The organism is Paenibacillus sp. FSL H8-0048 (genome assembly GCF_038002825.1).
Lineage (GTDB): Bacteria > Bacillota > Bacilli > Paenibacillales > Paenibacillaceae > Paenibacillus_AQ.
In genome coordinates this window covers 7,233,379-7,254,369 of the sequence record NZ_JBBODF010000001.1, presented here as the reverse complement: position 1 = coordinate 7,254,369, position 20,991 = coordinate 7,233,379, and the positions used below count along the sequence as shown (strand labels likewise).

General features: G+C 51.4%; 20 protein-coding genes, 1 riboswitch and 1 other annotated feature. Of the genes, 6 read left to right on the top strand and 14 right to left on the bottom strand.

Annotated features, from left to right (window positions below; genetic code table 11):
* Positions 1-11 precede the first annotated feature (11 nt).
* The 10 genes from der to NSU18_RS31360 all read right to left on the bottom strand — a co-directional run bounded on the left by der (position 12) and on the right by NSU18_RS31360 (position 9,257).
* Positions 12-1,337 carry a ribosome biogenesis GTPase Der gene (gene der / locus NSU18_RS31405; RefSeq protein ID WP_340752867.1) on the bottom strand — a complete coding sequence of 442 codons (1,326 nt, stop codon included), beginning with the start codon at positions 1,335-1,337 and terminating at the stop codon, positions 12-14.
* A 140-nt stretch (positions 1,338-1,477) separates the two neighbouring features.
* Positions 1,478-2,806 (bottom strand): 30S ribosomal protein S1, encoded by a 1,329-nt coding sequence (rpsA, locus tag NSU18_RS31400; protein WP_341150919.1) that lies wholly within the window; start codon positions 2,804-2,806, stop codon positions 1,478-1,480.
* Between the two features lie 175 nt (positions 2,807-2,981).
* The gene (locus tag NSU18_RS31395; RefSeq protein WP_036698151.1) at positions 2,982-3,569 is read right to left on the bottom strand and encodes a lysophospholipid acyltransferase family protein; all 588 of its coding nucleotides are present in this window, start codon (positions 3,567-3,569) and stop codon (positions 2,982-2,984) included.
* On the bottom strand, positions 3,566-4,276 hold the full coding sequence (gene cmk, locus NSU18_RS31390; RefSeq protein WP_341018296.1) for a (d)CMP kinase: 711 nt from the start codon (positions 4,274-4,276) through the stop codon (positions 3,566-3,568). Before cmk ends, NSU18_RS31395 begins: the two co-directional genes overlap by 4 nt.
* 210 nt (positions 4,277-4,486) lie before the next feature.
* The gene (locus NSU18_RS31385) at positions 4,487-5,140 is read right to left on the bottom strand and encodes a flagellar brake protein (protein ID WP_341018295.1); all 654 of its coding nucleotides are present in this window, start codon (positions 5,138-5,140) and stop codon (positions 4,487-4,489) included.
* Positions 5,141-5,597: 457 nt separating this feature from the next.
* A complete protein-coding gene (gene ypeB, locus NSU18_RS31380; protein ID WP_341150918.1) occupies positions 5,598-6,956 on the bottom strand; it encodes a germination protein YpeB in 1,359 nt (452 codons plus the stop codon).
* Positions 6,957-7,044: 88 nt separating this feature from the next.
* Entirely contained in the window at positions 7,045-7,185 is a 141-nt protein-coding gene (locus tag NSU18_RS31375) for a hypothetical protein (protein ID WP_341151126.1), read from the bottom strand.
* An 84-nt stretch (positions 7,186-7,269) separates the two neighbouring features.
* Positions 7,270-7,965 (bottom strand): glutamic-type intramembrane protease PrsW, encoded by a 696-nt coding sequence (prsW, locus tag NSU18_RS31370; protein WP_341018292.1) that lies wholly within the window; start codon positions 7,963-7,965, stop codon positions 7,270-7,272.
* A gap of 77 nt (positions 7,966-8,042) precedes the next feature.
* Positions 8,043-8,657, bottom strand: coding sequence for a genetic competence negative regulator (locus NSU18_RS31365; protein ID WP_036698160.1), 615 nt, complete (start codon positions 8,655-8,657; stop codon positions 8,043-8,045).
* 231 nt (positions 8,658-8,888) lie between these two features.
* Complete coding sequence (locus NSU18_RS31360; RefSeq protein ID WP_341018291.1) at positions 8,889-9,257, bottom strand: hypothetical protein; 369 nt, start codon at positions 9,255-9,257, stop codon at positions 8,889-8,891.
* Positions 9,258-9,351: 94 nt separating this feature from the next.
* Between NSU18_RS31360 and NSU18_RS31355 the strand changes: the two genes are divergently transcribed.
* A complete protein-coding gene (locus NSU18_RS31355) occupies positions 9,352-10,224 on the top strand; it encodes a polysaccharide deacetylase family protein (protein WP_445321882.1) in 873 nt (290 codons plus the stop codon).
* Between the two features lie 88 nt (positions 10,225-10,312).
* Here the strand turns inward: NSU18_RS31355 and NSU18_RS31350 are convergent, their stop codons facing one another.
* From NSU18_RS31350 to NSU18_RS31340, 3 genes are read right to left on the bottom strand one after another with little or no spacing between them, the layout of a single operon-like run.
* Positions 10,313-11,167: a metallophosphoesterase gene (locus NSU18_RS31350; RefSeq protein ID WP_341018288.1), complete on the bottom strand. Its 855-nt coding sequence runs from the start codon at positions 11,165-11,167 to the stop codon at positions 10,313-10,315.
* Positions 11,158-11,535 carry a hypothetical protein gene (locus tag NSU18_RS31345; RefSeq protein WP_341018286.1) on the bottom strand — a complete coding sequence of 126 codons (378 nt, stop codon included), beginning with the start codon at positions 11,533-11,535 and terminating at the stop codon, positions 11,158-11,160. The genes NSU18_RS31350 and NSU18_RS31345 overlap by 10 nt, the downstream gene beginning before the upstream one ends.
* Positions 11,532-12,125, bottom strand: a complete 594-nt coding sequence (locus NSU18_RS31340) for a CPBP family intramembrane glutamic endopeptidase (RefSeq protein ID WP_036698166.1) — start codon at positions 12,123-12,125, stop codon at positions 11,532-11,534. The genes NSU18_RS31345 and NSU18_RS31340 overlap by 4 nt, the downstream gene beginning before the upstream one ends.
* Before the next feature lie 67 nt (positions 12,126-12,192).
* On the opposite strand from NSU18_RS31340, the gene NSU18_RS31335 reads away from it, so the two are divergent.
* Positions 12,193-13,098: a hypothetical protein gene (locus tag NSU18_RS31335; RefSeq protein ID WP_341018284.1), complete on the top strand. Its 906-nt coding sequence runs from the start codon at positions 12,193-12,195 to the stop codon at positions 13,096-13,098.
* Between the two features lie 113 nt (positions 13,099-13,211).
* Positions 13,212-13,439, top strand: a binding site (T-box leader).
* A gap of 210 nt (positions 13,440-13,649) precedes the next feature.
* The gene (serA, locus tag NSU18_RS31330; protein ID WP_341018281.1) at positions 13,650-15,242 is read left to right on the top strand and encodes a phosphoglycerate dehydrogenase; all 1,593 of its coding nucleotides are present in this window, start codon (positions 13,650-13,652) and stop codon (positions 15,240-15,242) included.
* Between the two features lie 92 nt (positions 15,243-15,334).
* Here the strand turns inward: serA and NSU18_RS31325 are convergent, their stop codons facing one another.
* A complete protein-coding gene (locus tag NSU18_RS31325; protein ID WP_341150916.1) occupies positions 15,335-16,177 on the bottom strand; it encodes an SDR family NAD(P)-dependent oxidoreductase in 843 nt (280 codons plus the stop codon).
* A gap of 133 nt (positions 16,178-16,310) precedes the next feature.
* On the opposite strand from NSU18_RS31325, the gene NSU18_RS31320 reads away from it, so the two are divergent.
* The 3 genes from NSU18_RS31320 (at position 16,311) to NSU18_RS31310 (ending at position 20,947) form a co-directional block, all read left to right on the top strand.
* Positions 16,311-17,264, top strand: coding sequence for a helix-turn-helix transcriptional regulator (locus NSU18_RS31320; protein ID WP_341018278.1), 954 nt, complete (start codon positions 16,311-16,313; stop codon positions 17,262-17,264).
* A 73-nt stretch (positions 17,265-17,337) separates the two neighbouring features.
* Entirely contained in the window at positions 17,338-18,588 is a 1,251-nt protein-coding gene (locus NSU18_RS31315; RefSeq protein ID WP_341018276.1) for a methyl-accepting chemotaxis protein, read from the top strand.
* Positions 18,589-19,090: 502 nt separating this feature from the next.
* Positions 19,091-19,187: riboswitch (cyclic di-GMP riboswitch) on the top strand.
* A gap of 116 nt (positions 19,188-19,303) precedes the next feature.
* The gene (locus NSU18_RS31310; RefSeq protein WP_341150915.1) at positions 19,304-20,947 is read left to right on the top strand and encodes a thiamine pyrophosphate-binding protein; all 1,644 of its coding nucleotides are present in this window, start codon (positions 19,304-19,306) and stop codon (positions 20,945-20,947) included.
* Positions 20,948-20,991: the final 44 nt, after the last annotated feature.

Sequence of the window (20,991 nt, the reverse complement as noted above, 5' to 3'; positions counted from 1 at the left end):
ACTCTTCTCCCCTAACCTTCGTTCTCGGATTTGCGCCGTGTAAACAGGCGGATCGGTGTACCTTCGAAATTGAACGCTGCACGGATCTTGTTCTCCAGGTAACGCTCATAGGAGAAGTGCATCAGCGAAGGATCATTGACGAATACCACGATGGTCGGCGGCTTTACAGCAACCTGAGTTACATAGTTAATGCGCAGACGGCGGCCTTTGTCCGTAGGCGGAGGATTGATCGCCACAGCATCCGACACCACATCATTCACCAGATGGGTAGTAATCCGCAGGGCGTGCTGTTGGGCCACATGCTGTACGACCGGCAGCAGCTTCTGCAGACGCTGTTTGGTAAGCGCAGACAGGAATACCACCGGAGCATAGCTCATGAAGAGGAAGTGATCGCGGATGGTACGTTCGAAATTCTGCATCGTCTTGTCGTCTTTCTCAATGGCATCCCATTTATTGACGACAAAGACTGAGGCCTTACCTGCATCATGGGCATACCCGGCAATGTGCTTGTCCTGGTCGATGATGCCTTCTTCGCCGTTGATTACAACGAGTACAACATCAGCACGCTCAATCGCCTTCATGGCTCTCATGACACTGTATTTCTCCGTGTTCTCATAGACCTTGCCGCGTTTGCGCATGCCCGCTGTATCGATCAGCACATAACGCTGGCCATCCCGTTCGAACGGCGTATCAATCGCATCGCGTGTAGTTCCCGCAACATCACTGACAATAACGCGTTCTTCACCCAGAATCGCATTGACCAGTGAAGATTTACCCACATTCGGACGTCCGATTAAGGCCACACGGATGACATCTTCATCATATTCCTCATCTACCTTATCTGGCAGACGTTCAACAACCGCATCCAGCAGATCGCCGATTCCGGTTCCGTGGCTTCCTGAAATGCCGATTGGATCACCAATTCCAAGGGTGTAAAATTCATAAATATCTTCGGTGCGCTTCATGTTATCGACTTTATTGATAGCCAGAACAATCGGCTTGCCGGAACGGAACAGAATCTGCGCCACTTCCTCATCCGAACTCGTGAGTCCGCTCTTCGCCTCGCACATGAAGACGATCACATCCGCTTCCTCAATCGCCAGCTCCGCCTGAACGCGGATGGATTTCAGAATAGCGTCTTCTCCGTCAATCTCAATCCCGCCAGTATCAATGACACTGAAGGATTTGCCGTTCCAGTCGGAGACTCCATATATCCGGTCACGTGTAATCCCCGGTTTATCTTCTACGATGGCCAATCTATCGCCAATCAGCCGGTTAAAAATCGTCGACTTTCCGACGTTAGGCCTGCCGACAATGGCCACTACGGGTCTTGCCATATTCATTCCTCCTGTCTTCCTTACGTTACTCATCATAGCAAAAAACATTCCAATTGGCTAACCGTGAAAAGACAATCGGCGAACCCTCTGATCGAGGGCTCGCCGATTACTTTACCCGTTATGATGAGATAACAAAGGGATTAGTTGTTACCCTTGAATTTGTCCAGCTTGTCACCGAAACGTTCAGCCAGTGTGAAGCTGAGGCCTTCATTGCTGAGCGATACGTTAGGATTGTTCAGCACTTCTTTAGGGGCTCTGTCTCTGCTGTTGCTGCGTTCTGGTCTTGCCGAAGGAGCCGGAGCTTCTTCAGTTTCCTTGATGCTCAGGCTGACGCGCTTCTCGGATGGGTTGAAGTCAAGCACTTTCACTTGTACTTCCTGTCCTTCCTTAAGCACTTCGTGCGGAGTACCAATGTGCTTGTGGGAGATCTGGGAGATATGCACAAGGCCTTCAACGCCTGGCAGCAGTTCAACGAATGCGCCGAAGTTTACAAGGCGTTTAACTTCGCCTGTAACCACATCGCCGATGTTGATCTGACCTGCTGCGGAATCCCAAGGACCCGGAGCAGCGGCTTTGATGCTGAGGCTGATTTTGCCCTTTTCAGGATCAACCTTAAGTACTTTAACACGAACCTTGTCGCCTTCGGATACTACATCGGATGGCTTCTCTACGTGGTTCCAAGCGATCTCGGATACGTGAACCAGTCCGTCTACGCCGCCAACATCGACGAATGCGCCGAATTGAGTCAGACGTTGAACCGTACCTTCGATGATTTGGCCTTCGGACAGCTCAGCCATAATCTTCTGCTTGTTAGCTTCGAATTCTTCCTCCAGAACTTCTTTGGCGGAGAGAATTACCTTGCTGTTCTCACGGTCAAGTTCTTTCACCTTGACACGCAGTGTGCGGCCCTTGTAGTCGCTGAAATCTTCAACGAAGTGACGCTCAACCATGGAAGCAGGGATGAAGCCGCGTGCGCCAACGTCAGCCACAAGGCCGCCTTTGACAACATCAGCTACAGTAACTTCGAAGGATTCCTGGGAAGCGAAATACTTCTCCAGATCTTCCCATGATTTCTCGCTGTCGATGGCACGCTTGGACAGCACCAGGCTCTCCTTGTTGTCGTTGATGCTGACAACCTTGCATTCCACTTCCTGGCCAACTTCTACCGCTGCTGCGGCATTGTCCAGCTGAACGGAAGACAATTCGCGAATAGGAATAACGCCGTCGTATTTATATCCAATGCTTACATAAGCTTGGTTATCTTCGATTTTGACGATTGTTCCTTTCACGGTATCGCCTTTTTTCAGAGAAATGATTTCCAGACCTTCCTGGCTTGTCACTTCTTCTTCATTGCTGGCAACAACTTCTGCAGATTCGGTTACAGCGGATTCCACAGCTTCTGCCTTGTCTACGGTCTCGTTATTCTCAACGTTATCCGCAGCTTCTTGATTCTTAATTTCTTCAGACATGTGATTACCCTCCTCGATTCAAAACCCCATTTATTTAAACCCGCGTAGAGCAGAGTTCAAAACAATCAATGCTTCGTTAAACCATTTCACTTTGTTGCTTAGTATGTTCCAAAAAATAGCGGTTATGCTGTAATTTATAAGCTATTCACGGAAGCAGGGGATTTGACTCCCGGACTTACCGCGAACTGGGCTTACCGGTACTGATCATTTCATGGATGCGTCCCATAATAACATCGGTTACAGCTTCCAGAGAATCACTTCCCGCACCTTCAAATGCGCTGAGGTCTATGGGTGCCCCATACACTACAGTCATCCGGCGGAATGGCTTGTAGGAACCGATAATAGCTGCCGGCACAACGGCTGCGCCGCTGCGGAGCGCGAAGCTCGCTGCGCCCTTCTTGGCTGAACCGGAATCGGAGTTCCGCGTTCCTTCCGGAAAGATGCCCATCACATGTCCGCTGCGAAGCGTATTGAGGGACGTCTTAATGGATTCTTTGCTTACGCCGCCACGCTTGACAGGAAATGCACCCAATTGCTTGATGAGCCAGCCCAGCACAGGAACATTGAATAATTCCGCCTTGGCCATATATCTTACCTGTCGCTTCAGCTTAATGCCGATCGTCATAGGATCAAGCAGGCTGATGTGATTCGCGCAGAGCAGGACTCCACCCTCCTTCGGCACATTCTCTCTTCCCACAATCTTAAGCGGGAACAGTATGGCATAAATCATTCGAAGCAAGGCCACGCAAAATGCATAAATCATAGATGATTTCTCTCCCCGTTAACATAGGTTCTGCAGTGGGAGACGATGGCTTCCACGGCCTGAAGGATATCCATATGCGTCGTATCGAGAAGAATAGCATCCTCGGCACGGCGCAGCGGTGAAATCTCCCGGCCTTCATCAAGCCGGTCCCGCGCTGCAATATCATATTCAAGCTGCTGGAGAGTCACTGTTTCCGTATCCTTCAGTTCCTTGTAACGACGGAGAGCACGCTCCTCCACACTTGCCGTCATGAAAATCTTCACTTCGGCATCCGGCAGTACGGTTGTACCGATATCCCGGCCATCCATTACGACTCCCTTGCGGAGCGCCATCTGACGCTGCAAGTGACTCAGTCTGGATCTGACACCCTCAATCTTCGAATACTGCGACACCTGGCCGCTGACCTGAAGACTGCGGATATGCGGGGTCATGTCTTCCCCATTAATCAGCACTTTCTGCAGATCTTTCTCCGGCAGAAGCTCAATCGCCATATTCCGGACCTTCCGGTCCACCAGCTCATGATTCTCTGCAGCTATGCCTTCACGAAGCATATACCAGGTGATTGCCCGGTACATGGCACCCGTGTCCACATAGATGTAAGACAGCTCCCGTGCTACCAATCGGGCTACAGTGCTCTTGCCTGCCCCGGCAGGTCCGTCGATGGCGACGTTAATTCGGTCGTTAGTATGTGTATCCTGCCTGTCCAACGGGGCATTCCTCCTCAAACACTCTTCCGCAGAAATACGCCTATCGACATATCTCTCTAGGAACTTGCTGATATTCTCAAGAAAAAAGCAGGCATTGCCTGCGACTTATAAAATTATACCACAGTTTGAACCCCAGTGCAAAATGACATTGAGGTTTTTTAGAGAGAAAAAAGCTGATTTAGGGCCCGTTTGAAGATTCCTGACAGGGAATCAGCGGTTGCGGAAATCGAATTGGCGTTCAAAGCAGTACCGGATAATTTTTTGCCGCTCCGTATCGGAAATGGCCGAGAATTTAACCATGACCAGATTTCTCCCGGTCTCCAGCGGTTTGATCCGCACAATCTCGCCTTCGAAATTAACATGCTCTGTGCTTCCGTTGCGGTAGGAGACGAGCAGCCAGCAGGACAGCTTGTCTGCCACCCCTAATGTAATCTTGGCATCGCTTAAGAATGACGTCCCGCCGCCGCCGATATCCTCGGTGCGCACCAGAAACCGGCTGCCCAGGGCATCCTTAACGGCCAGCTCCAGCTCGGCATTGACGCGGAAGAAGCTGCGGCGCTGAATTTTGAAGATGGATTCTGCCTCAGGCTTGCGCAGCCGGACCATCCGGATGACATCTTCCTTGAATCCGAGCACATGGGTATTGAAGTAATTCTTGATGCCGCCCTCTGTGAGAAAATAGACCGACAGCTCGTCACCGACGAACAGCTTCTTAAGCCGGCCATTGCTCTCCTGCATGGGGATTTCTATCAGGATGCTCTCATCCTCCATATCAGCAATCCTTGCCCGGTACTGGATCTCAGACTCTGCCGCATCGCTGGATGCGACCTGGAGGTATAGATATTCATTGATTTTGGGATACAAACCTGTCACCGCCGCTTGAGTTAGTAATAAATGCTAAACCGATTATAGCACGCCCTCCTGAGGCAGGTCAGAAATATTATTAGGCAATGACTACTAAAAGCTGCAACCGGCGTGCAGCCTATATTTTTAGCTTAAACAAAATTAACCTAATGGATGAACAAGGTTACCTTTGCAAGAACACAACGTATGCTGTTTTTGACATACATTCAGGCCGCATGCCTGCTGGCGAGTACAATGTATACTGTTTTCCACATACATTCAAGCCGTATGCCTGCTTGCGAGCATAATGTATACTGTTTTTGACATACATTGGGTTCAACACATACCTTATCCACCTTGAGTAAATAGATAATGCGCGCCTCTGGGCATACTATATATTAAAAAAAGACGCCCTCCGTTTCCGGAAATGCGTCTTCTCTATTATAACCAGGCTTATCCGTCCCCTTGGGAGGTCAGTCTATTTATCCTGTGCCCCCGAGGAGGTGCGGATCTGTTCCACCGCTTCCTCATTACCGTCATCGGCGTTCAGATAAATTCTGAACTGGGAGCCGTTGATTTTGCCGCCGAATTCATATGTCAGCAGCTCCACCGCATCCTCATTCTCGATCCAGGCCAGCCGGTTATACAGCTCCTTGAACTCGGGGTTAAGCATCGCTCTGGCTTCAGCCAGGGAGAGCTTCGGCTTCGGCAGCACGCGCTTTTCCTTATGCTCATTCACATAGTCGCTTGCCTGAAATCCTACCGCTTCCCCCGTATCCAGCCCGACACGAACCGTCATTTTCTCGGGATAAATGAGCACCCCGTCCTGGCTGCTGACGAAGGTCAAATTGCCCAGATTATCATACCGGTCCGCACTGACTGCAGTCATTCCATGATATCCCTTCTTATCCAGGAACTTACCCGCCTTCTCCACAGCTTGCATCATAGATACTTTGGCCGGTCCAACCTCGCGGTTATCATTGTAAGAGATCAGCAGTCCGCCTTCCGCCGTGAAGTCCATCGAGACCGGCTCTTTATGCTCTGCGGAAGTCACAGTAGCTGTATAAGAGGCCCACTCAGTTCCCTTTCCGTTCTCCTGAATCTTCACCTGTGCCTTCCCGCCGAGCCCGGCGAACTTCATCGCCTTGGCCTTGATTTGGTCAGCGGTAACCGGCTTGCCGCCCAGCTTTTTCACCGACCGTTTATCATAGATGCTTGCAACCGAAGGGCCGTAGTCCAGCTCCGGGTATGCCGCTACGCGCTTATCCACAGTTTTGAACCCGTCGATAATCGTGTTGTCTTCGGCCTTCTGCTCTGTAGCCAGCGCAGTCTCTACATCCATCCAGCGCAGCTTTTTGCCGATGACCTTGTCCTGAACCTTCTGCAGGTCCCTGGAGATTTCAGACGAATTCTGGTAGAGCGTCTTCAGATTCGCCATCTCCCCCTCAGTCAGCGGCTTCTTGGTGAAGTCACGCACCGCAGCCTTGTAGGAGAAGTTAGCGATTTTGGATAGGAACTCCTCCGTCTCACTGAACGGCAGCAGCGTCAGCGGCAGCTGGTTAATTTCGTTCTGCGCCTCGCTGGTAATCCGCCATACATTGACCAGTCCCTTGCGGTGCATTCCGTTAGAGGTGGTGTTCACCGCAAGCGTATTGCCCAGCTCACCATGAAGCCGCTCCACATGGAAGGAGAGATCATGGAATGCACGCTGATACTGATTCTCCGCCTTGATCAGAATCGAATTCTTCTCCTGATTCTCCTGATACCCCCAGACGAGCGCTCCAAGCAGCAAGAGTGCGGTAAGCGGGAACATTATGGCACTTAATCTTTTGTACATAGGTCCGCATAGCTCCTTTCATTAGCTTATTGCCGTTAGTTTGACAATAACTGAGAAGTCTTATGCACTTTTTTCAAGAATCCGGTCTTCAGGCCCGTTCCTCAATTTCAAAGCCGCTTACACAGCTGCACAGACATTGCTTGAAGCCGGTCTGGACAACCCCCTGCTCCTTGTTCCCTCTTAATATGTAGGTTTCACCGCACTGCTTGCAGACAATCCGAACTTTCACTCGCAAAAAAAGACACCTCTCTCTCCTTTCTGGAATTCCTTGCCTTAAGGAACTGCCCTGTAGGATTAAGTGTGTCCATCTCGATTATAGGTTAACCTCTTCCTCACGCTTCAAAAAGCGAAACGGGGAACGGCTGTTGGCCCGCGCTACCTTCCCCATGCCTCTATACCATAAAACTGCCATCAGGGGCACGATAAACCAGATCCAGTAGTTAGCTGTGGTGGCGATCAGAAAATCATAGATTCCATGCCACAGCCAGGGCAGGAGCAATGAAATCAGCAGAATCTTCCGGGTCTTAAGCCCGCCGGAGAACTTGGCTCTGCCCATATGGTAGCCCATAATTACGCCGAACATGGCATGTCCGGAGACTGGAAGCAGCGCCCTTAGAATCATGGTGCCGAATGAAGCATTGCTGTACCACGCATACATTACATTCTCTATTGTTGCGAAGCCGAGCGAAATCGCTACGGCATATAGTATTCCATCATAGGGCTCGTCAAATTCGGTATGATTGTAAATCATATGGTACAGCACAAACCACTTCAGGGCCTCTTCCACCCCGGCCGAGATCAGAAAGGAGTCCACATAAGGACCACCGCCCAGCCCCAGCACAAGCCCCCTCTGGATAATCATCACCGGCAGCACGATCAACAGGCCAAGCAGGAACACCTTAAGCACCATATGGAGCGGTTCCTGATCATACTTGTCTTTCAGATAGAAAAAAGTCAGCAGCGCAAGTCCCGGTGCAACTGCTGACGAAATGACCGATAACAAAAGCACCGAATAGCCTCCCTTGCGCTCAAACCTAATTCCTGCTGAAAGCGGTATGGCCGGAACCGCACCATTCCCGCTATCCTTTATTCCTGGCGTTTAAAATGATTGCACAGCGTCTGAATCGCGTTCTCCGCCATAACGGTCTTGCCGTATTCAGCCAGAACAGCCTGAGTGACCGGAGAGGAATCTCCGAATTCAGCGAGCACACCTACCAGCCCTGACAGTGCAGCCTCTTCAAACTCCTTCGGATCGAAGTAGAGGTACCATTTATCATTATAAGAATACAGTTGTCCTTGAGAAGTAATATTGCCGATGAGCACATGAGCCGCTTCCACCAGAACCTCGAAATCGCGGAACGCATATACAATGGAGTCGCTTTGTTCAAGAGTAACTTCCATTTCATAAATCTCTTCAGGCAATTCATCTTCCCCGGCGCCACCGTACTGATGGTGATCATATTTCCCCCGGGTCACAATAACGACCATGCCTTGCGCGGGCAATGCGAACACTTCCACGGCAAGCGGACCCGTAGCATCAAAACCAAGCTCGCTGTATGCCTGATCCATCATTTCCGTAAAGAGGTCGTGCACCTTGGGAACCTCCTGCCACATATCTTCCTTCTGGATGCCCCGCTCGCTCAGGTCGTCAAAAGTGAGGAAAATCCGTATCTTATCTTGACTTAATCGCTCTATTCTCATGACAGGATCCTCCTTTTGCAAGCTCATTTAATATTAATGTATGATGAGTCCCGAGTAATGAGCCAAAAATGGTTACTATATACGTATGTTATCATTTTGAAGCTACAAATGCACGTAAATAAATATAGATTCAGCCCAATTTGCTGCCCATTATATGTAAAGCCATATTAAAAAAGAATCACTTCAGCGATGCCGGCATCGCCAAAATGATTCTGCAGCGGTTAAATCCGGTTACAAACCCGGTATGGCGGTATGAGTATCTTTGAGAATCTGCTCGACTTCATGCTTCACATCAGGATTTGTGCGGATGAAATCCTTCAGCATGTTCAGATTTGATTCTTTGGACTTTAACGGGGAGTCCTCTTTATGGTCGCCGCCTGATACATGAGAGTCTGAGTGTTCATGGCTGCTGCCGGCTGCCGTGCTGCCGAAGCCGGTCATGGCCATCCCCATAATTTTGTCCTTGGCCTTGTCACCCGCATTGTAGGAAGAACCGTTCGAGTGCAGTAAGGCAGACATCATGGCGCTGCGTTTTTTGGACATAATCATACTGGCGGCTGCACCAATCAGCACCCCGCACAGAAATGACGAAGTATTCATATCTCTAACCTCCTTGTATGGTAAAATCATGCTTAGTGTTCGCGGAAAGGTAGCCGCTCATACAGCCAAACAACAAGAAAGCGAGATGAAAAAAGTGGGTAAAGCAACAATTACGCTGCTCCTGGCGGCTTGTCTGCTGTCAGCTTGCAGCAACAGCGGAAACACAGGCAGTCAGGCAGCGGAGAAGACGCCGCAGCCTGCGGCAGCGACAGCGACGGCGGAGACAGCCGCTTCTTCTACACCTGAGGCAACAGCATCAGCTGCACCAGAGGCAACTGCCTTACCGGAGGCCACGCCTGCGTCAGTAAGCGATGCGCAGGTGCCGCTGCTGTACCATATGAACAAGAATTATGATATTGTCCCGAATGATCCGGCAACGAACAAGAAGGTAGTCCTGCTGACCTTCGACGACGGGCCGAAGGAAGCTGAATTAATCAATCCGCTGATGGATACACTGGACAAGCACAAGGCCAAGGCGATCTTCTTCGTCAACGGCTACCGGGTGAAGGAGCATCCCGAGCTGCTGGAGCTGATCCACAAACGGGGCGGCGTGCTCGGCAATCATAGCTGGGATCACATTGTGCTGAAGGACAAGCCGGAAGCCGAAGTGAAGAAGCAGATTGAAGATGTTCAGAAGATCGTTAAGGAAATTACTGGTGAGACCCCTCACTTCTTCCGTCCGCCGCACGGTGCCGGCGGTGACGTAGGCAAAAAAATCGCTGCTGCAAACGGCATGCTCTATATGACCTGGTCCAATGGCTCCCTGGACTGGGAGATGAAGGCCAAGGATGCGGATAAGACCGGCAAGCTAGTCAGCAATGTCACCGGTCAGCTGCACGCCGGGAGCAATATCCTGATGCATGAGCTGCCTTGGACGGTAGAGGCGCTTGACACTCTGCTCACTACGCTTGAGAGCAAGGGCTACAGCTTTGTAGACCCGCGCAGCATTGAGCTGAAAATGCGCTAAGCTCTGAATTCTTCAAAAAAAAAACGGTTGTCCCGCAAATGTGGGCAGCCGTTTTTTATATCGTGTTAAGTATCGATCACATAATTTCCTAATAACCGTTGCCTTGCCCTCCACAGCGCAGAGTCAGCACATGCATCTCAGCCGGACTGCGCCAGCGCAGCGGCAGGTGCGCGGTGCCGAACCCCCGGCTGATCAGCATCTTCAGCGGCGGGAGAGCCATATTATAGCTCCGTGGGATCTCATACATCCCCGCATTATACTGGCGGTAGAACTCATCGGTATGCCGGTTCCCGATCAAGGGCAGCACAACCTGGCCTCCATGGGTATGCCCGGCCAGAATCAGATCAGCCGGAACCTCCTGCTGCCGGGACAGCCAGAGCGGATCATGCACGAGGATGATCCGGAGTGCTTCTGCATTCGCATCAGGCAGGGCGGGCAGAGGCCCGTAGGCCTTTTTGCCGCCCTGCCTCGGAAAATCCACCCCGGTCAGAATAAACTGCTCACCGTCCCGCTCAATGATGCAGTTCTCATCCACCAGCAGCCTGACTCCGCTTCCCCGGATGATATTATCCACCAGCATGATATTTGCCCGGTAATCATGATTGCCGTGAACGGCATACACAGGCGCAATGGAGGCGGCCAGTATCATATTCTCCAGCAGACGTTCTATGGAAGCGCCCTTCTCCGTCATATCACCGCCCAGAAAGACAGCGTCCACCTTCCCCCGCAGCGGGGTCAGCATTGGCTCCGGCAGACGGCGGCGGTGAATATCCGTTATGAGCAATATCCGGTAGCCGTCGAACACGGCAGGAAGCCGCTCCAGTACAATATCCTGATGATTCAGCCGTTTCTTGAAGGCAGCAGCAACCATCAGGAGACCCATCCCCCCTGCTCCCCCAAGACACACACCAAGCAGAATCAGGAGCACCCTAGTCAACTCCATAGGCTATCCAGATCCGGTGCTCCGTTAATTCCCCACCACAGCAGGAAGCCCAGCAGCATCAGAAATACAACTATCAGCGAATTGATGAACATTTTGCTGAACCGGATTCGTTCTGACGGATAGCTCTCCGCACGTGACGGAGTCTGCTCCCCTTCCTGCTGTGCCGCTTCACGCTCCGGCCTCCCGGCAGCCCTGCGCCCGGATAAGCGTTCCTTTCTGGACAGGGTCCCTGCCACCGGTACCGGATTTCCCGCACGCTCTTCTTCTGCCCCGGAAGCCGGCTGACGTTTGCCTGCTCCGGCCGGAGCCTGTTGTTCTCTCTTCTGCTGTTTCTGGCGGGACCTTACCCGGCTTAATTGTTCTGTCATGATACCCTCCTGTAACGAATAACCATACCGGAGAACAAATCTATAAGGAAATGGCACAATATAGGTGCCCACAGACTGCCCGAATGGATGTAAATAAGCCCAAGACCATAGCTGCTGAGGAAGACCCAGCCTGTTGGAATCCAGTGCCGCAGATAACGGACATGAATAACGGCAAACAGTATACTTGTCCAGTACGGCCCAAGGGAATGCTGGATCGCTCCGCGGAAGAGCAGCTCCTCACACACTGCAACTACCGCCGAAATGACCACAATATGCCACAGCGGCCGTTTGCCGAACAGCAGCTCGTTGATCCCCCCGTCATCCATGCTGTCTTCAGGAACAATATGGGTCAGCAGGAAGTCCACAGCGAGCATAATAACCGCCAGGCCAAGTCCCCAGTACACGAAATGTACACTATCCGGAAAATTTAATATGTGAATAGGATTTCTTTTCTGCAATAATATCCATATCAAACCGATAAATAAGGTAAGGCCCTGAGTAATGTACAGATTAATGAGTAACAGCTTGTCTGTTAACTGCTGTGGATCGGCCTTTTTAATTTTGATGTCACCCAATTTGAATTTTTTCATTATAACCTGCCTGTTCTATAAATGTTTTTACATAAGTTAATTTACCTATACGAAGGAGCACCTAATCATGAACAGCCGTACCTCCCGCACTCAAATGATGTACACACTAGGTTTTTTGTTTTTTTTAATATCCGCATTCGCTTCATTTTTCACGGGAGTCAAGGTTGGAGCCGACAAGACAGAGGCCAAGTATTCACAGCTGAAGGACCGTCCAAGCGCCCAGGAATTCTCAGGCTCCTACCAGCAGCAGGATCTTGTCACCTTTTATCATAACGTATTTCTGCCCTACCGGGAATTCAAGCGCAATTGGAACGAACAGGTGGGTGATCTTGCCCGCAGCACGGATGCACGCCAGAACGCGGCAACGCTGAAGAATCTGAGTATTCTGGCCGACAAGCAGTATGCTAAGGTTACCCAGGATTCACTCTTCACTAATTCACCGATGCTCTATGAATCTCAGCTCAATATTCTTAAAAGTCTCACACTCTTCTCCCAAGCCTCCGGCAAGGTGACTGCGGGTGCTTCCGGCGCCGAAGCCGCCAAATTGCTGAGAAGCGACAACTTCACAACCAGTGCCGTGAGATTCGGGCTGCTGGCCCAGAAGAACTTCTATGATTCTATGCTGAAATGGGGGTCTAAGACTAATTCGTCCATTCCGCAGCAGTCCGGAGAGCTCAAGACAATATCTTTCATTCAGTGGAAAAAAATGCCGTTCTTGCTCAAGAACGCTTCCATTGCCGATATGATGCTGAACCGCGGCATCTATGCCGGATATGATCCGCAGGATATCACTGCCAAGATTGATGATATGATCTACTCTGGGACCGCCAGCTCGCTGAAGCTGAATAATATTCAGTCTTCCGTCACTCTGCTTACCTCCACCGGAGCGGTGCAGGAGCAGGACTTCATCAAGTGGCGGGAACAATATTACGGCAAGGAAATCATGCCGCAGCTCCCCTTCTTCTACGAGTAGGACCAGTTATTGCATCATAACGAAAATTACGGTCCACTTCAAGGCGGACCCGCGCAGAAGAATCCTATTGACACACTTGGCATCACCATGTTACATTATGACAAATTAATCAAGCAAAACCGATGATGGAACAAAGATTACTTGCAGTCTTCAGAGAGCCGGTGGGTGGTGAGAACCGGTGACGGACATTAATCTTTAGCGCTCCTGAGATATTGTATTGAACACATGAGTAGATACAATCGGATCACTCCGTTACCAGTGTGGCCTTTGCAGGCCAATGAGGCTGCTTCTTAACCGTCGCAGTGAATTAGGGTGGTACCACGACAACTCTCGTCCCTTACTACGGCAGTAGTATGGGGTTGGGAGTTTTTTTATTGCCATATTCCTATGAATCTGGTAGCTCTGCATGCTGTTTCTTTTGTGCGACAGCGCGTTACCCCGGTGTCAAGGTGTTCATTATGCTCTTGTAAGTTCTGGTACTGCGGATTTCCTTAACCGGTAATCCTTGGCATATACAATAAGCTTTCCCATTTGAAGGAGGACAAGAGACCATGTTTAAAGTATTAGTATCGGACCCGATCAGCGATTTGGGCATTCAGCAATTGATGGACGCAAGCGATGTGACTGTAGACAAGAAAACAGGACTAAGTGAAGATGAGCTAGTTGCAATCATTGGCGAATATGACGGCTTACTCGTTCGCAGCCAGACTACTGTAACGGACAAAATTATCGCAGCCGGTACTAATCTCAAGGTTATCGGCCGGGCCGGAGTGGGCGTGGACAACATCAAGCTGGAGTCCGCCACGCAGCGCGGTGTAGTCGTTATCAACGCTCCGGACGGCAACACCATTACGACCTGTGAACATGCTTTTGCCATGATGATGGCCTTGGCCCGTCATATTCCTCAGGCCTATGCGAAGACCATTTCCGGCGTATGGGACAGAAAGACCTTCCTCGGCGTAGAGCTGCGCGGCAAGACACTGGGCGTGCTCGGCATGGGCCGGATTGGCAGCGAGGTGGCCAAGCGCGCCAAAGCCTTCGGCATGAGTATCCTGGCCTATGACCCGTTCCTGACGGCTGACCGTGCAGAGAAGATGGAAGTGAAGCTTGCTTCGGTAGACGACATTGTACGCGGTGCAGACTTCATCACTGTTCACACACCGCTTACCCCTGAGACCCGCCACATGATCTCCCGTCCGCAATTCGAAGTCATGAAAAAAGGCATGCGTATCGTCAACTGTGCACGCGGCGGTGTCATCGATGAAATGGCGCTCGTAGAAGCGATCGACAGCGGCATTGTAGCCGGCGCTGCATTCGACGTCTTCGAGAAGGAGCCGCCTGAAGCAGACCACCCGTTCCTTACGCATCCGAAGATTATCGTGACTCCCCATCTGGGTGCCTCGACGATTGAAGCCCAGGAGAACGTGGCGATCGATGTATCGGAGCAGGTCCTCCATATCCTGCGCAACGAACCGTTCATCAACGCGGTGAACATTCCGCCGGTTGCACCTAGTGTGATGAACAAGCTGCAGCCGTACTTCACCCTCGGCGAGAAACTGGGCAGCTTTGCGACACAGATTACCGATGGAGCGATCCGCGAGATCCATGTGGAGTATGCCGGTGATCTCTCGGATGTGGATACCCAGCCGCTTACCCGCTATGTGGTTAAGGGTGTACTCACCCGCCACTTCGCCGGAGATGTGAACATCGTCAACTCGATGCATCTGGCCAAGACCCGTGATGTGAACGTTGTGGTGACCAAGGCTTCCAAAACCAAAGGCTTCACCAACCTCATCACGGTAACACTCAAGGCTGAGCATGATGAAGAGCGTCTGGTTGCCGGTACCCTGCTGCAGGGCTACGGCGAACGTATCGTTAAGGTCAACAAGTTCCCTGTCGATATTGCTCCGGAAGGCCATCAGCTGGTCATCTCGCATAACGATAAGCCGGGTATCATCGGACTCGTCGGCACCCTGCTTGGCGAGAACGGCGTCAATATCGCATCCATGCAGGTTGGCCGTACCATCGTCGGCGGAGCCGCCATTATGCTCCTGACTGTGGATAAGGGTGTGCCGAAGGAGGTCCTGGTGAAGCTGGCCGGACTGCCGGAGATCAACACCGCTGAGGAGATTATTCTGCTCTAATTCTTATTTTTCCAAAGTAAAACACTCTTCGGGAGTGCAGGCCCCAGGGCTGCGCACTTCCAAAGAGTGTTTTTTGCGTAATTCTTATATTTCTATAAAATCCGGTAGGCAGGCACCTGCCGGCCGTCGGTGTCCGTAAAGCCGTATTTCCGTGCCAGGTCCCCTACCTTCTGTGGAACACCCGTCATGGATATCACTTCAGGATCGGCAGCAAGCGCTGCAACTGCCCGTCCGATATAGGCTGTTGATTCGGTCTCCCTTAGTCCTTCCTCCTCCTGCCAGTGCTCTTCATCTGTGCCGAAGCTGTCCAGGACCAGCTCAGTCCGCATCCAGCCGGGAGAGACAGGAATCACCGCGATGCCGTCCGCAGCCACTTCCAGAGATAATCCGTAGGCCATGCGCACCAGCGCATTTTTGGACAGATCATAGTAGAAGTTTCCGGTGTATTTATACTCATCCCAGAAGGTCGTATGAACGATTAATTTCGCCGCCCCCGTTCCTTCCCTGCGCATCAGTGGTATGGCATAATAATTAGTCATCAGCTGCGCCCGGACCCCGGCAGTGAACATATGATCCCAATGCTGCACCGGCTGCTCCCAGAACGGCTCATTTTCGATAGAGAGACTATTCCCTCCCCAGACGTTATTGACCAGAATATCCAGTCTGCCCTGTTCTGCGTTAATCTGCCGGATCACAGCTTCTGTCTCACTGTCATTGGTATGATCACATCGGATCACCGCTCCATCCCCGCCTGAACGGCGGATATCAGCCAGCACCCCTTCAAGCGTTCTTGCTTGTGCCTCCTGCGGCATACCGGCATTCCTGCCCGTAATGTATACATAGGCGCCTGCCTTCGCCAGCTCCAGCGCAATGCCTCTGCCTGCCCCCCTGCTCCCTCCTGTTACCAATGCCACTTTCCCTTGCAGATTTGTCATTTGATCCGCTCCCTTTCGTCTATCATGCCCGGATTAGAAGATCATTTGCGCTAATCCGTACTCTTGTCTAATATATACCTTATACATGACAACCACTGACATATATAAATAATACATTTAGGGAGGCAGCAGAATGAGAGCGGATCGCCTGATCACTATTGTTCAACTTTTACAGAGCCGCGGGAAAATCAGCTCCAAGGAGCTGGCACAAACGCTGGAGGTATCAGAGCGTACAGTCTTCCGGGATATGGAGGCACTCAGCTTCTCCGGCATCCCCGTGCTGGCGGAGCGCGGCCGAGAAGGCGGCTGGAAGCTGGCTGAAGGCTACCGGAATTCCCTGAGCGGAATGAACACCAAGGAGATTGCCGCGCTGCTGGTGCCCGCCGATCCGGCGATTCTGAACGCGCTGGGCATTCAGGAGGAGTTCTCCTCAGCATCCCGCAAGCTGCAGGCCGCTGCTACCAGGCAGCCCCTCACCCCCTTCAGCTTCCTCAGCCAGCGGATTCACATCGACGGAGCCGGGTGGCATCCCTCCGGGGAGACCTATCCCTGCCTGCCCGCTTTGCAGGGAGCCTTATGGGAGAACCGCAAGGTGATCATCACCTATCTGCGCGGGGAGGACGCTGCCGAGCGGCTGGTTGCACCGCTGGGGCTTGTAGTCAAGCGCGGCGTCTGGTATTTGGCCGCCGGACATGACAGTGAGCTGAGGACATACCGGGTCTCCAGAATCACTGAGGCCAAAGTCACAGAGGAGTCCTTTGAGCGGCCGGAGGATTTCGTCCTGTCTGAGTACTGGGAGACCTCCACCGCTGCGTTCAAGTCTGCCTTGCCCCGGTACCCCGCCAGCCTGCTTGTCAGGGACCGCACAATGAAAGAGCTGCAGAAGGAGCGTTACGTCACCCTGATGCACCAGGAGCCTTCTGAGGCCCCAGGCTGGATTAGGGCCGAGGCCGAGTTCAACACGCCGGAGTCTGCGAGCCGGATCATCCTGTCCCTGGGTCAGGGCATCAAGGTAACGGCACCGCCTGAGCTTGCGGATACGGTTGCTTCAGCTCTGCGTGAAGCGGCAGCATTATACGATTTTTAATAATAGACCAAATGCACTAGTATCCCCTATAATATTACAATACACATTATTATTTATAGGGGGACTCTACATTATGGACTGGATGAACAAGCTTCCATTGAAACAAAAAATCGTCACCGGATGTTACCTGGTTGCCGCTTTATTCGCTGTCCCTGTCTTAATCACACTAATACTGATGGACAGGCTGCTCATCGGCATTATTCTTGTCGCCGTCCTGGCAGCGCTGACTTACCCGCTTGCGCGCTTCATTGAGAGAACGCTTACATCTTCATTTGAGGATATCTCCAATGTGACGCACACGATTGCCAAAGGCGACTTCACCAGCCGTGCCGACGAGAATGGCTCGATGGGTGACATTAGCCGCTCGTTCAACACCATGATTGACAAGCTCAAAAAAATCCTCACCGATGCCTCACAGATTACCCGTCAGGTTATGGACGCCAGCCGCGGGATTGAAGACAAGAATCAGAACCTGAAATTTGTAATGGCTCAGGTGGCCTCCTCCTCCAATGAGCTGGCTCTGGGTGCTAACGAAATCTCGGTGGATATCGCTGATATGACCGAATCGATCAAGGATATCGAAATCAAAGTCTCCAATTATACGAACTCCACTAAAGAAATGAATAGAAGATCTGTACATACGCTGGAATTGGTTGAACAGGGACGGCAATCCGTGGATACCCAAGCCGAAGGCATGCGTAAGAACATCCAGGCTACCCAAAAGGTGGCGGATACGATCGAAGCCCTATCACAGAACGCACGCGGCATTACGATGATAACCAAGACAATTACCGAAATTGCCGAACAGACCAATCTGCTGTCGCTCAATGCTTCCATTGAAGCTGCCCGTGCAGGTGAGCATGGCCGCGGGTTCGCAGTTGTTGCCCAGGAGGTCCGCAAGCTGGCCGAGGAATCCACCGCTTCCACCAAAGAGGTGTTCGGACTGGTCCGCAGCATTGAAGCGGATATCAAGCAGGCCATCGATAATATCGCCATTAACGAAGAGGTCGTTCAGGTACAGAATGAAATGATAACGGAAACGGCTAACATCTTTGCTCAAATTGTGCATAGTGTCCAATACATAACCGAACAGATCGCTTCCTTCTCCGCAGAGAGTGACCTTATGCTGGAGAGCGCGCTCAAGATCTCCGGCGCGATCGAGAATATCTCAGCCATCACCCAGGAGACCGCCGCAGGGACCGAAGAGGTATCTGCCGCAATGAACGAACAGATTCACGCGCTGCAATCCGTGGCTGAAGAGACAGAGAAGATGACCTCCGCCGTCTTTAATCTGCAAAAAACGATTCATATTTTCAAATTCTAGCTTCGGTACAAAGAGACACGCCTGCGGGATTTTCTGCGGGTGGTGTCTCTTTTTCTCTGGCCAAACTAAGATTGTTATGTAATATTCACAAATTGTTGAAATTGTGCATAAGGGTAAAAAGCATGCTTTGCACTTCTTTACTATAGTCGTTCTATTGTCTTAGCTTGTCTATAAGCCAACATCTCACCTGTCCATTACTTAAGTCCTATCATCGAATCTTTAAGTGCTGTATATCTAGTGAATTCTTAACATTTTGCAGTAACTCAGGATTACAATAAGTCTTTGTACTTACTATTAATAATAATAGCCCAGAATTCTCATTTGCATTTTAAGACTTTAGTCTTCCAGGGACAACCATTTTCAAAAGTTTGAAATTCCAAATATTCAGCCCTTTTTATTCCTGAATATTCGGCAAATTCCGAGTTTCTTCTCGCAGGGGTTATTGACAAAAGAGCAGCAAGGAATATATTGTAAAGGAAAATTCTCCACAGATTGATTTATAACCGCATACCGGCAAAATTCACCGAAAGGGAATGACGCAAAGCCATGGATCTACAGTCTCATTTCTGAAGTGGGATCATGACAGCCAGGTTGCTGAAAAACTGTGAACGCCTTAGGTTTCGCGTTTGATTATGGTGATTCGTGCAACAGACCTGTGCTCCAATGTTGAGTACAGGTTTTCTATTGCTGACTTATACAAATAACAACATGCGGGGTGGATGTTCTGAAGACAGTTGCAGATTATATGGCGGAAGCTTTACGCAATCTGGGAGTCACTCATTCTTTTGGTATCATAGGCAAGTCTATTTGCCCCATCGCTTTGAAAATGGTCGACTATGGCATAGAGTTCATCCCCGGCCGGCACGAATCCAGCTCCGGCTTCGCCGCCGGCGGTTACGCTCTAAAGACCGGCAGCCTCGGGGTAGCCTTCGGCACCTCCGGTCCGGGCGGAACGAATCTGCTCACCGCAGCAGCGCATGCCAAGGCCAATAATCTTCCCGTCCTCTTCATCACCGGCCATCAGTCCATCAAGGAGCTGGGCATTCCCCAATGTCAGGATTCCACTTCCTATCTGGCTGATTTGGCGGATATGTTCCGGCCGGCCACCCTCTTCAGCAAGCTCGTAGAACGCGGCGATCACTTCAGCACGATTTTCAACCATGCCCTATCCATCGCCCTCGGTGACCGGAAAGGTCCGGTCCATCTCTGCATTCCGTTTGAGGTGCAGACAGAGCGGCTCGCGGAATGCCGGATTGTTCTGCCGCAGCGCGAGGGACTGGTCAGTTATCAGAACTATGACCGGGTCATCTCGGCGATTAATCAATCCGCCCGCCCTCTGATCATTGCCGGTAAAGGCGTTAACCGCTCCGGGGCGCATCAGGAACTGGTGCAGTTGGCCGAAACCTTCAACATTCCTGTAGTCACCTCTCCAGGCGGCAAAGGCGCCATAGCTTATGATCACCCTCTCTATCACGGTCCTGTCGGTGTTGGAGGCTCGTCGCACGGCGATGAATTGCTGAACAACAGCGACCTGTTCATTGTTCTGGGCTCCCGTCTCAGCGACATGACCATCTGCAACCTGAAGCCGGAGAATCATCCGCAGCAGCTGATTCAGTTCGACGTAGATCCAACCTTTGTCGGCAAAATCCTCACCTCGTCCACCATCGCTGTCGGCGGAGACTTAAGGGACAACCTGGCGCTGTATCTTCAGAAGCTGGACCCCTCAACAGTCACCAAGCATGAAATTACTATCTCCAATGATTACAATGACGAGCTGCCCGTGCTGGCGGGACTATCTCTGGCTTCGGTAATGAGCACGATGAGCGAACTAATCCCCTACAACAGCAGCGTGTTCGTAGATGATGGCAGCCATGGCTTCAATGCGGTGAAATGGTTCAATGTCCGCAGGCCCGGCAGCTTCATATTCGATGCCTACTTTGCCTGCATGGGCAATTCAATTGGCATGGCCATCGGCGCCAAGGCAGCCTCTCCCGGGGAGACCGTCTTCTGTATAACCGGTGACGGCTGTTTTATGATGCTAGGAGCTGAAATAAACACGGCCGTTTGCAAGGATATTCCGGTGATTTTCATCGTGGTGAACAATATGCAGCTGGATATGGCGCTCAAGGGCATGGAGAAAACGACCGGCCGGATTGACGGTACGATCTTCGAGGTTCCGATGGATGCTGTGAAATTCGCCGAATCGCTGGGTGCAGCCGGCTTCCGCTGTGAGACGCAGGAGGAGTTCGCCGCCGCAATCCGCGAGGCTATCGCACTTAACAAGACCTCTGTCATTGAGCTGCTGACTGACCGTGATGAGATGCCTCCTACGGCTCACCGCACGCTGGATCTTACGTAAGAAGCCGCATTCGCTTACTTTTTCTAACCTACTATCAGGAGGCC